This is a genomic window from Limosilactobacillus sp. DJ3M12, from assembly GCF_947381695.1.
Lineage (GTDB): Bacteria > Bacillota > Bacilli > Lactobacillales > Lactobacillaceae > Limosilactobacillus > Limosilactobacillus kinnaridis.
The window spans coordinates 92,498-105,206 of sequence record NZ_CANCWY010000005.1; the positions used below are offsets into that span (position 1 = coordinate 92,498).

Sequence of the window (12,709 nt, forward strand, 5' to 3'; positions counted from 1 at the left end):
CTCCCCGCTCTTAATGGTGGCGATGAACGCCTTCATGATCACGTGAATTATTGTGGTGACGAGTTTGTCCCCGATTTATTTGACGATTATTTTGACGACCATTTTCTTGGTGAGTTCGACGCCATTTTCCTTGAGTATTACGGTAATGATTACCGCTAGTGTTCTCATGACGGGAATTATTATTGGCACGTCCTTTGCGGCCACGACCTCGACCCCGATATTCATCATTACGTGGGACCCGAATCTTTGTCTTTGGTGCTTCTTCAGGGTTAACAATTTCAAAATCAACTTCACGAAGATCTTTATCTGCCCGAACTAACTTAACCTTAATAGGTTGTCCCATTTGGAAAATTCGATGAGAGTTTCGTCCAATTAAGGCCATATGTTTTTCTGAATATTCATAATAATCATCATTCATGACGCTAATATGAACTAACCCTTCAACTGTATTTGGCAATTCGACGAACAAACCAAACTTCATCACTGAACTTACAACGGCATCAAAGGTTTCGCCAACATGGTCTTCCATGTATTCGGCTTTCTTCATACTATCAACATCACGTTCGGTATCAATTCCCCGCCGTTCGGTAACCGAAGTATGTTCAGCAATTTCTGGAAGCTTATCACGCCAATGGTCCTTAGCTGGTTCGTTTTTACCATGTTTTTCGTACCACTTAATCAAACGGTGAACCGTATCATCGGGGTATCGCCGAATTGGTGAAGTAAAGTGAGTGTAGTATTTAGCACCCAAGCCAAAGTGGCCTAGCTCTTCATCCGAGTATTTAGCTTGTTGCATACTACGTAACATCATCACTTGAACCATTTGCTCTTCAGGAGTACCAGCCACATCCTTCAATACTTTTTGAAGCATCCCTGGTTTAACATTCTTAATATCACCATGAACTTCAATTCCAAACACAGCTAAAAAGTCCACAAATGATTTAATACGTTCACTATCTGGTGTTTCATGGATCCGGTAAAGGAATGGAACGTGTTCCTTAAAGTAGTGTTCAGCAACTGTTTCATTAGCAGCTAACATAAAGGATTCAATCATCCGTTCAGAAAGTCCCCGATCTCGTAGTTGAATATCAGTTGGGTGACCCTTTTCATCCACAATAATCTTTGCTTCAGGAGCTTCAAAGTCAATAGCACCACGTTTTTTCCGATTCTTAAGCAGTAATTTGTGAATCTCCCCCATTGTTTCAAACATTGGAACGAGATCTTCATATTGCCTCATCGTTTTAGCATCATGCGACTCCAGAATTTTATTAACTGCTTTATAAGTCATTCGGGCATGTGATTTCATAACACTTTGGAAGATTCGGTGATTAACAATTTTCCCTTGCTCATCAATTTCCATTTCGCAACTCATAGCAAGGCGTTCTTCATTAGGATTTAAAGAGCAAATTCCATTAGAAAGCCGCTTAGGAAGCATTGGAACTACCCGATCAGTTAGATAAACAGATGTACCACGCTTAAATGCTTCTTGATCAAGCGGTGTACCTGGCTTTACATAGTGAGTAACATCCGCAATATGAACCCCAAGGTGGTAGTGCCCATTATCCATCTTCCAAGCTACCACCGCATCATCCAAGTCTTTTGATTCAATTGCATCAATGGTAACAAGCGGTTGGTCAGTAATATCCACCCGACCCTTTTTTTCTTCTGGGAGAACATGAAGCGGAATCTTATTAGCTTGTTCCATCACTTCTTTAGGGAATTCATGAGGGACGTCGTGAGCATAGATTACTGACATAATATCAATACCCGGCTCATCCTTATCACCAATCACTTCAGTAACGGCACCCGTCATTACTTCCGGTGCCTCATCACTAGGATAAGTCTCAACAGTAGCTGTTACTACTTGGCCGTCAAGTGGTTTTAATCCCTTGTCCGTTACATAGAAATGATACTGCGATAATTTCTTATCTTTAAGCAAAATTTCACCAATGTAATCATCGCCGATAGTCGCTTGCTTAAATTCACCAACTACATTTTCATATTTATGTTCAACAATCCGGGTTACTTGACCTTCTGGACCCTGATCACTACCTGCTTTTGCTGGACGTAATACTTTAACTTCTACCTGGTCCCCATTTAATGCATGCAAAGTATGATCAGGATTAATATACATGTCTGGAAGATCAGGGTCATAGTCTACAAAACCGAACCCCTTATCGTTTCCGTGGAAAGTCCCAATAAGTGGTTGCTGTTTAATAACTGCTTCGAATTCACCATGATCAGTTACTTGAACCTTTTTCTCTCTTTCCAATTGAGCAAGAGATTGAACGATCGGTGTAAACTGCTCAGCATCATCCATCCCTAATTGATGAGCAAGTTTTTCTGCTGAGTAACTCACACCTGCATTATCTGTTAAATGTGTTAATATTTTTTCTTTTAAATTATTTGTTGTCATTAGAAGACACCTCGAATAAATTTTGTAAATATTTTTCTACATCGGCAAATAGTTGACGATGAGCGGTATTAACTGTTAATAAGTGAGTAGCGGTTGGGTAGTAATGGTAATCAACTGCAACCCCATTCTCCTGTAATTTTGTTTTTAATTGCAGTCCAGACGCTGGATCAATCATTTCATCTGCGCCTCCTTGTGCAATAAAGAATGGCTGATGAATCTGATCTAATTGGTCACAAATTTGATGCGCCATTGTTTGAATTTGTGCTAGTTGTTGGGGGAGTCGTTCAGTCAATTTAGCAACCTTTTCCTTAGTAATTAATGGGTTGATTTTTTGCTGACGATAATACTTTGCCGCAATTTTAGGGAAGTATTCCGGAACATTCGATTGTCCCCAGGTGGTAATTGGGGATGCAAAAACACCACCACCTAATAATTGCGGATCATTCTCAAGAGCTCTTGTTGCAAGTAAACCACCAAGCGATAACCCAAAAATTGCAATTTGATCAACTCCGGCATCTCGTAAACGAAAAATTGCCATCCGGGTATCATCCCACCAATCATCTGGGCCATTGCTTTCCAGCACCTTTTGCGGATCACCACCATGACCATGCAAAAGCGGTGCGAAAACCGTATATCCTTGCCAGTTAAGCTGACGTCCCAGCATTCGAACATCATTCGTATTTCCTGTATATGCATGAAGCAAAATAACTCCATGCCGTCCACTGTGGGGAAAGAAAAAAGACTCACCAGTATACGTTATCACTACATCATCCCCTACACTCCAACCGTAGCGTCAAAAAAGCCCCCTGGAATCACAATAATTTCAGGAGGCACTTTAAATTTAATGTGACGAAACGTAAATCATCGCTAATGCCAGAATAAAGAAGAGTGCTCCACAAATTGTTGTAACAATCTGCATAACAGCTTCAAATCCCCGCGCTTTACGACGTGAGAATAAGTCACCCGCACCACCTGTCAAAGCTGACATTGCATCATTATCGTTTTTCGCTGGCTGCATCATTACACAAGCAATTAATACAACGCAATCAATTAAGAATAAAGTCATTAATGTGTTATACAAGGATTCTTCCTCCTAATACTTTCACGCTTTTATCTTAATTATCATATCATATTTATTGTTCTATTGCTATCCTTGTGCATAATGCGCAGCCCGACTTATCTCATGGTAAGCTTGTCTAGTAGTTGCTGAATTAGCCCGCAAAATTAACGTATCGCCAGCTTGCAGCTTTGTTTGACCATTCGGAATGATCTTTTCTTCTCCCCGATAGACAACCATCACAATACAATCAGTTGGCCATGGAAAATCTTTAATTTTACAACCATCCAACTGGGCGCCAGCATAAATGGTAATCGACATCGTAACATCCTCTTTATGGCGTGCTGGTTGCGGATTATTTCCAATAAAGGCGTTAAACATTGCTGTATATACTGGTTCACCGTGTAACGCATCCACAACAAGATAAGCTACTACTGCTACCAAGGCTAATGGCATTAAGTGCGCAAGTGAGCCAACCATTTCAGTAATTAATAAAATAGCAGTAAATGGCGCCTTACTAATACATGCAAAATAACCTGCCATTCCATAGATAATAAAATTAGGTAAATATCGAACTGGCATTAATCCCAAACGAACCATTAACGCACAATAGACTGCGCCTAAAATAGCGCCAAGAGTTAAAATTGGCAAAAATATCCCACCTGGTAATTGCGAACCATAACTAATCATTGAAAATACAAAGCGAAGGACAAAAAGCCCCACAAAAAGCGCTAAAGAAAATGGCAAGGAACGTAAAATAATAATTAATTCATTTCCCCCGCCCAACGTGATTGGAAAATACCAGGCGATAGGAATAACCAGCAAAAACGGAATAATTGGATAAGCAATAGGAGATAGTTTAGGAATCCGTGCCGTCCAACCATTCAAATGCAAAATAACAATTTGGTAAAGACGCCCTAAGATACCTAATAAAATACCAAGCGCGATCAAATGCCAATAAAGATTATTAGGAAGCATATGATTATAAGGAACATTCAAAACCGGTCGTAAGCCAAAAAACTGCATCGAAATTATATTAGAACAAAGCGAACTCACAAATGTTGCCAACCAAATTACCGGTGAAAAATTATGATACACTTCTTCCAAAATAAAGATAGTCGCAGCAATTGGCGCATTAAAGGCTGCAGATAATCCTGCTGCTGCTCCACTTGCGATCCCTATTTGGCGATTAAGGTGCCCTACTTTGGCCTTTTCCTCTACTCCTTGCCCAATTGTTGCCCCAAGTTGAATTGATGGTCCTTCACGTCCGAGATATAATCCAGATCCAATGGCGAAAATTCCGCCGAGAAATTTTCGCCATAACACTGGCCACCATTTTTCATCAAATTGGTTAGTCAACTGTCCCTCAACCTGTGGAATCCCCGACCCTTTTATATCAGGATAGGATTGAGCTAACCATCCTAATAATAATGCTAAAATAATTGATCCAATTGTCCATGGTATTAGCCATAATGGATGAGAATGAAAATATGCAAAACTTGCTGTTACTAATTGTAAAAAGTGTTGAATTATGAGTCTAAATATACTAACTACTAAACCAGTCAATATTCCAATAATGATCGCCCGAATTAGTTGATTGAACTGATTATAGCGATGAAATACCTCTTTTCTACTCTCCATTGTTCTTCTCCAATTTATTAAAAGTCTACATGCCATTGTACTACATGAGCTTAGTGAGACGAAATTAATTTAAAAATAAAATAGAAGCCAGGGATTTTTTCCTAGCTTCTTATTTATCTTATGCTTTTTCGTTTTTAAAACCATGCCGAACAAGGTATACAGTGACTGCTAGAATCAATACTGCAGCACCAACAATAACCGAAATCCGTGTGTCAGGATTAATAAACATAAAGATAACGATCACAATCAACATGAGAAATGCAAAATAATTTGAAAATGGATATAGTGGTAATTTGAATGGATGATCAACCATCAAGTCTTTATTATTACGACGGAAACGTAATTCTGCTAGTAAAATTACAAACCATGGAATCATTCCGGGTAAAACAGAAGAACTGAAGACAACCACGAACATATCAGCAGTTGAATGGCTATAAGTTGCCGAAATCATATCAATAATAAAGCCAATCAAAATACCACCGGAAATACCAAGGATGGCAGCATCGGGAACGATCCGTTTTGAAAGACGACCAAAAATCTTAGGAGCATCCCCTTCATGAGATAGCTTAAACAGCATCCGACTTGAACTGTAAATACCCGAATTAGCACCTGATAATGCAGCGGTTAAAACCACAAAGTTAATGATTGATGCTGCAGCTGTAATTCCGACCTTAGCAAAAGTAGATACAAATGGTGATCCAACACTGCTTAATTCATTCCAAGGATAAATTGTTACAATTACAAAAATTGCGCCAACGTAGAAAATTAAAATCCGGAATAAAACAGACTTAACAGATTTAACAATTGCTTTTTGCGGATTTGCTACTTCCCCGGCAGAAATTCCTAACAATTCGATTCCTTCATAAGATCCAACGATAATTGACATTGAGAAGAAGAAACCACTCCAGCCACCAGTGAAAAATCCACCATGAGACCAAAGATTGCTGAAACCGGTTGGATGACCGCCATTACCAAAGCCAAAGAAGATAATCATAAATCCAAGTAAGATCATAAAGATAATAGTAATAACTTTGATCATCGCAAACCAAAATTCAAGCGACCCATATGCTTTTGCACTCGCTAAATTAGCGAGGACCAAGAAAATAATAATAACAATTCCAGCTACCCAAGTATGAAGGTGTGGCCACCAATATTTAAGGTATTCAGTTGCTGCTACTACTTCAGACATTCCTACAACAATATACTCAAATACGTTAGCCCATTTAGCAAGGTATCCAGCTACTGGATGAACATATTCAGTTGCATAATCCGCAAAAGAACCTGTTCCAGGATTAATGTAAATCATCTCTCCTAACGCTCTCATAACAATATATAGAATTAAGCCGACAAACGCATATGCGAGGATAACAGATGGCCCGGTCCACTTGATTGTAGATGTTGATCCCATAAACAGTCCAACACCAATCGCCCCACCAAGGGAAATCATTTCCATCTGACCAGCAGTCATCGAACGATTAAGTTCTGGTGCCGATTTTTTCATGTGTATCATTATCCTTTCATTGTATTTAACTCTTAAAGATTATATTATATTTTATACTAAATTCCAACGCTTCTTTCTCATTATTTTTTAATATAAATGATGTAATCGTTTTTAATCTTAATTAAATAATTTGTAACTAAAAAGAACTATGGAATTTTCTCCATAGTCCTTTTGATTTTTAACTAATGCTTAAAATTAACGATTTTCGATGTCTTGACGAGCTTGTTGACTCAAGTTGTAGAATGAGTGGATACCCTTGTATTGAGCAACATCACCAAGTTGATCTTCAATCCGCATTAATTGGTTGTACTTAGCAAGACGGTCAGTCCGGCTCATAGAACCAGTCTTGATTTGTCCGGCGTTTGTAGCAACAACCAAGTCAGCGATAGTAGTGTCTTCAGTTTCACCAGAACGGTGTGAAACGATGGCAGTGTAACCAGCTTCCTTAGCCATTTCGATAGCTTCAACAGTTTCAGTTAAAGTACCAATTTGGTTAAGCTTGATTAAGATTGAGTTAGCAGCACCCATTTGGATACCCTTCTTCAAGTAATCAGTGTTAGTTACAAAGAAGTCATCACCAACAAGTTGAACCTTCTTGCCTAACTTATCAGTAATAGTTACCCAATCATCCCAGTTGTTTTCGTCAATTGGGTCTTCAACAGATACTACTGGGTACTTTTCAATAATACCGGATAAGTAGTTAATCCATTCTTCAGTGGTGTATTCTTCACCAGTTGACCAACGAAGCTTGTACTTCTTGTCTTCGTCGTTCCATAATTCTGAAGCGGCAACGTCAAAGGCAATGGCAATGTCCTTACCTGGCTTGTAACCAGCATCTTCAATAGCCTTGATTAAGTATTCGAATGGTTCTTCGTTGTTAGCAAAGTCAGGAGCAAATCCACCTTCGTCACCAACAGAGGTTACTTTACCAGCAGCTTCCAATTCCTTCTTCAAAGCGTGGAAAGTTTCTGAACCCCAACGAATAGCTTCACGTACAGTTGGTGCACCAACTGGCATAATCATGAATTCTTGGAAGTCAACCTTGTTATCTGAGTGAGCACCACCGTTAATAACGTTCATCATTGGTGTTGGCAATACATGAGCGTTGAAACCACCAAGGTAGTTGTAAAGAGGTACTTGTAATTCGTCAGCAGCAGCCCGAGCAGCAGCTAATGAAACAGCTAAAATAGCGTTAGCACCTAACTTACCCTTGTTTGGAGTACCGTCTAACTTAATCATTGCCTTATCGATAGCGATTTGGTCAGTAACTTCCATCCCTACGATTTCCTTAGCAATAATGTTGTTTACGTTTGAAACAGCCTTTAAAACACCCTTGCCGCCAAAACGGTTCTTGTCGCCGTCACGTAATTCAACAGCTTCGTGTTCACCAGTTGAAGCACCTGAAGGAACGATACCGCGGCCTACACCACCGGCTTCTGTGTAAACTTCTGCTTCAACTGTTGGGTTACCACGTGAATCAAGGACTTCACGTGCATAAATATCTGTAATGAGTGACATTTGATGAATCTCTCCTCTGTCATTTATTTGGAAAGCAATTCCACTTAACATTGTATTATTTTACACAATTAAAAACAAGCATTTAACCGCCTAATGGTGAACTAATTGTAAAAATGTTTCTGGATTTAAGCTCGCCGCTCCGACTAAAACACCATCAATATCATTTTTTGCCATTAGTGCATTGATATTAGATGTTGTCACACTTCCTCCATAGAGAATTCGAACATTATTTGCAACTTCATCGCCATACATATCACTAATCGTCTGGCGAATAAGGTAACAACCTTCCGCCGCTTGTTCTGGATCAGCACTCTCGCCTGTTCCAATCGCCCAACTAGGTTCATAAGCAACCGTAACATGACAAATTTCGTCATTGGTCAATCCATGAAGATCAGCGAGAATTCGGCTCACCACCCAATGAACTTTCTTTCCAGCAACTCGTCGACGCATAGTATCATCACAACAAACAATCGGACATAACCCGTTTACTAATGCTGCCTTCACTTTTTTATTAATTAATTCATCAGTTTCATTAAAGTAAGTTCGGCGTTCAGAATGTCCTAAAATTACATGATGGATTCCTGCTTGGTATAAAGCATATGGACTTGTTTCACCAGTATAGGCTCCTTCATTCTTATAATAGCAGTTTTCTGCCATTATTTTTAATGGAGATTCTTTAGCCGCTTTAACCATTGGTACCAAACAAAGAGTAGGAGCAGCAATTGCTGTTTCAAGTTGGTCGGCAGGTGGAAGCTGATTTTTTATTTTTTCGATAAAAGAGACAGCTTCTTGTACATCCTTATGCATTTTCCAATTGCCAGCAATAATCGGTACTCTCATTATTTGACCCTCCTATCTACCATTTTATTGTTAATACCAAGATATGGTAAGAGGCTGAGAAAAGCAAAAGTTTTCTCAGCCTCTTATATAAGAATTATAAATAGTAGTTAAACATTAATTATTTGTCAGAAATTGCGGCAATTCCAGGCAATTCTTTACCTTCAAGGTAAGTTAATGATGCACCACCACCAGTTGAAATGTGAGTAAGCTTATCAGCAACACCCAATTCCTTAACTGCAGCAGTTGAGTCTCCTCCACCAACAATTGTTGTAGCATCTGTTAATGTACCAAGGAATTTGCCAATTTCAAGCGTACCCTTAGCAAAGTTTGGCATTTCAAATACACCCATTGGTCCATTCCAAACAACAGTCTTGGCATCTTTTAATACGTTCTTGAACTCTTCAACAGACTTAGGACCAATATCAAGAGCCATCCAACCGTCGTCAATATCACCTTCAACAACCTTTGTATCAGCATCATTGTTGAACTTATCAGCTACTACATTATCAATTGGCAATACAAGCTTATCGCCAGCTTTGTCTAAGATTTGCTTAGCAACGTCAATCTTGTCTTTTTCAACAAGTGAGTTACCAACCTTGATTCCCTTAGCAGCGTAGAAGGTATAAGCCATTCCACCACCGATAATAATCTTGTCTGCCTTGTCAAGAAGGTTATCAATAACACCAATCTTATCAGAAACCTTTGCACCACCAAGAATGGCAACAAATGGACGTTCAGGATTATCTACTGCATCACCTAAGAACTTGATTTCCTTTTCCATCAAGTAACCAGCTGCTGCTTTGCCTGGCATGTTAGTAGCAATACCAACATTAGAAGCGTGCTTACGGTGAGCTGTACCAAAAGCATCATTTACAAATACATCACCAAGAGAAGCCCAGTACTTACCTAATTCAGGATCATTACCAGATTCACGCTTTACATATTCGCCATCCTTAACGTCTTCGTAACGGGTGTTTTGGACAAGTAAAACATCACCATTCTTCATGTTGTCGATAGCATCTTCTAATTGCTTACCTTCAGTAACTGGAACAAATGTTACTGGCTTGTTTAGTAAGTTAGAAAGACGTTCTGCAACTGGGCGAAGTGAAAGTCCAGGCTTATCTTCTTCTTTTTTAATTCGGCCAAGGTGTGAGAATAAGATTGCTCGACCACCATGGTCAATAACATATTTAATTGTTGGTAAAGCTGCAACAATTCGATTGTCGTCACCAACAACGCCGTCTTTAATTGGAACATTAAAGTCAACACGCATTAATACTTTCTTGCCTTCTAAAGGAAGGTCTTCAACAGTTAATTTAGCCATTGTATTATGTCTCCTCTTCTCTTGATAAAAAAAGGCGGGCGGAGTAGTCCTCCTCCCACCTTAATCAAATTAGTTTAATTTTACTTCAAATTAAAGAGTAGCAAAGTGAAGTAAAGTCCGGATCATGTTGCTAGTGAAACCGTATTCGTTGTCATACCAAGCAACAGTCTTAACTAATTGTGAACCATCGTCACCTTCCATAATTTCAGTTTGGGAAGGATCGAATACTGAACCGTATGTTGAACCGATAATATCAGTTGAAACAATTTCATCTTCAGTGTAACCGAATGCTGGGTTAGTAGCCTTCTTCATAGCATCGTTGATTTGGTCAACAGTAACCTTCTTGTCCAAAATTGAAACAAGTTCAGTTAATGAACCATCAACAACACCAACACGTTGTGCGTGACCTGAAAGCTTACCGTTTAATTCAGGAATAACTAAACCAATAGCCTTAGCAGCACCACTTGAGTGAGGAATAGTGTTTACACTTGCAGTACGGTTGTTACGCATCTTCTTACCACGAGGACCATCAAGGATAGCTTGAGTAGAAGTAAATGCGTGGATAGTAGTCATAGTACCAACCTTAACACCAAATTCGTCATTTAAGACCTTAGCCATTGGTGCCAAGCAGCTAGTAGTACATGAACCAGCTGATACGATAATGTCATCCTTAGTCAAAGTATCAAGGTTAACACCAGGAACAACAGTTGGGATGTTACCAGCAGGTGCTGAAATCAATACACGCTTTGCACCAGCGTCAATGTGTGCTTGTGACTTTTCAGCAGAAGTGTAGAAACCAGTACATTCAAGAACAAAGTCAACACCATCGTTCTTTACCCAAGGAATGTTACGAGCATCGCGTTCAGCGTATACAGGGTATTCCTTACCATCAACAACAATACCAGTATCAGTAGATGTAACTTCACCTGGGAACTTACCATGAGTTGAGTCATACTTAAGTAAGTAAGCCAACATAGAAGGAGTAGTCAAATCGTTGATTGCAACAACTTCAATATCATTTGTGTTAAGTTCGTGAATCCGACGAAATGCTAAGCGACCAATACGGCCAAAACCGTTAATACCAATTTTTACAGTCATACTGCAAATTCCTCCTTTAGGAAAAAACATAATTAGTGTACTTGCTTAGTTTATCACATTACATCAGCATCGCAACTCTCAACCATTGTAAGTGACGCAGTGGTAAGGTCTAAGCAATAATACAACTCCTACGATACTTATGATACCATCTTCAAAAAAATTGTCTATTCAATCACAACATTTTTCTGATGTAAGCGTTATTTTAATTAAAATTTTCAAATAATGCTTGCAATTCATTCTTATTTAAGATAGTATAATACTTGTTGACGCGCCCTTAGTGTAATGGATCGCACGTGAGATTCCGGTTCTCGAGATCCGAGTTCGACTCTCGGGGGGCGCATTTTTATAAGGCTGTTGAATTTTTTCGACAGCCTTTTTTCATTTTTAATATATTACAGTCGCCACAAGGCTGTTAATTTCCACGCACGTTTTGATAATAAAAAAGATCTCCGTCATTCGAAATTAATCGAATAATTGGAGATCTTTTTAATTATCACTTTACTTTAATTTTGAATTATTTTCCATTACACCATCAAGTAAGCCGTAATCTACTGCTTCTTGTGCTGTCAAGTAATGATCACGTTCAGTATCAGCCTGAATCTTCTCGATAGGTTGACCAGAATTCTTAGCAAGGATTCCGTTAAGCATCTTCCGTGTCTTCAAAATTTCAGTAGCAGCAATTTCGATTTCAGTCTGTTGACCTTGAGCTCCACCAGATGGTTGATGAATCAAAACTTGTGAGTGTGGTAATCCAAAACGCTTACCCTTAGCACCAGATGATACTAGTACACTGGCCATCGAAGCAGCCATTCCGATTACAATAGTTTGAACATCAGCCTTAATAAAGTTCATGGTGTCATAAATTGCCATTCCTGAGGTAACAACTCCACCAGGTGAATTAATGTATAAATAAATATCTTTAGTTGAGTCTTGCGCATCAAGGAATAAAAGTTGCGCAACAATTGAATTTGCCATTTCGTCTTCAATTGGACCAGAGAGCATAATGATACGGTCCTTCAGAAGCCGTGAGTAGATGTCATAAGCACGTTCACCACGAGATGATTGCTCAATGACAGTAGGTACTAAATTCATAATATGGCCTCCTTAATAAATTAGCACTCGTTAGTCTTATATGCTAACGGATAATAATACTATACTCGATTGGTCAAAAAAGGTCAAATGTTTTAACTATTATTTAATCTTTTTTTGCAAAATATTCTTGACCATTTAATTAAATCCCGAAATGTCAATTTAAGTTAGAAAGAAAATAGTTGCTCATCAGTGACGTAAGACATGAATACTTCATATGGAGTT

The 12,709-nt window shown here is 38.9% G+C and carries 10 protein-coding genes and 1 tRNA gene; 1 reads left to right on the forward strand and 10 read right to left on the reverse strand.

The window, feature by feature from the left end; translation table 11 throughout:
* Window positions 1-10: 10 nt before the first annotated feature.
* The 9 genes from rnr to gap form a co-directional block, all read right to left on the reverse strand.
* On the reverse strand, window positions 11-2,416 hold the full coding sequence (gene rnr / locus QOS06_RS04900) for a ribonuclease R (protein WP_107690264.1): 2,406 nt from the start codon (window positions 2,414-2,416) through the stop codon (window positions 11-13).
* Window positions 2,403-3,179, reverse strand: coding sequence for an alpha/beta hydrolase (locus QOS06_RS04905; RefSeq protein ID WP_035159748.1), 777 nt, complete (start codon window positions 3,177-3,179; stop codon window positions 2,403-2,405). The genes rnr and QOS06_RS04905 overlap by 14 nt, the downstream gene beginning before the upstream one ends.
* 78 nt (window positions 3,180-3,257) lie before the next feature.
* Entirely contained in the window at window positions 3,258-3,497 is a 240-nt protein-coding gene (secG, locus tag QOS06_RS04910) for a preprotein translocase subunit SecG (RefSeq protein WP_003667480.1), read from the reverse strand.
* 66 nt (window positions 3,498-3,563) lie between these two features.
* Window positions 3,564-5,114: a ClC family H(+)/Cl(-) exchange transporter gene (locus QOS06_RS04915; RefSeq protein WP_152726571.1), complete on the reverse strand. Its 1,551-nt coding sequence runs from the start codon at window positions 5,112-5,114 to the stop codon at window positions 3,564-3,566.
* Window positions 5,115-5,232: 118 nt separating this feature from the next.
* Window positions 5,233-6,615, reverse strand: coding sequence for an amino acid permease (locus QOS06_RS04920; protein WP_035159750.1), 1,383 nt, complete (start codon window positions 6,613-6,615; stop codon window positions 5,233-5,235).
* A gap of 195 nt (window positions 6,616-6,810) precedes the next feature.
* Complete coding sequence (gene eno / locus QOS06_RS04925; protein ID WP_003666443.1) at window positions 6,811-8,133, reverse strand: phosphopyruvate hydratase; 1,323 nt, start codon at window positions 8,131-8,133, stop codon at window positions 6,811-6,813.
* Window positions 8,134-8,223: 90 nt separating this feature from the next.
* Window positions 8,224-8,973: a triose-phosphate isomerase gene (tpiA, locus tag QOS06_RS04930; protein ID WP_003670435.1), complete on the reverse strand. Its 750-nt coding sequence runs from the start codon at window positions 8,971-8,973 to the stop codon at window positions 8,224-8,226.
* Between the two features lie 118 nt (window positions 8,974-9,091).
* Complete coding sequence (locus QOS06_RS04935; protein WP_035155103.1) at window positions 9,092-10,297, reverse strand: phosphoglycerate kinase; 1,206 nt, start codon at window positions 10,295-10,297, stop codon at window positions 9,092-9,094.
* Window positions 10,298-10,387: 90 nt separating this feature from the next.
* Entirely contained in the window at window positions 10,388-11,395 is a 1,008-nt protein-coding gene (gene gap / locus QOS06_RS04940) for a type I glyceraldehyde-3-phosphate dehydrogenase (RefSeq protein WP_003666436.1), read from the reverse strand.
* A gap of 268 nt (window positions 11,396-11,663) precedes the next feature.
* Between gap and QOS06_RS04945 the strand changes: the two genes are divergently transcribed.
* Window positions 11,664-11,735 (forward strand) — tRNA-Arg (locus QOS06_RS04945).
* A 158-nt stretch (window positions 11,736-11,893) separates the two neighbouring features.
* Here QOS06_RS04945 and clpP read toward each other — a convergent pair.
* Window positions 11,894-12,487, reverse strand: coding sequence for an ATP-dependent Clp endopeptidase proteolytic subunit ClpP (gene clpP / locus QOS06_RS04950; RefSeq protein WP_003666435.1), 594 nt, complete (start codon window positions 12,485-12,487; stop codon window positions 11,894-11,896).
* Window positions 12,488-12,709: the final 222 nt, after the last annotated feature.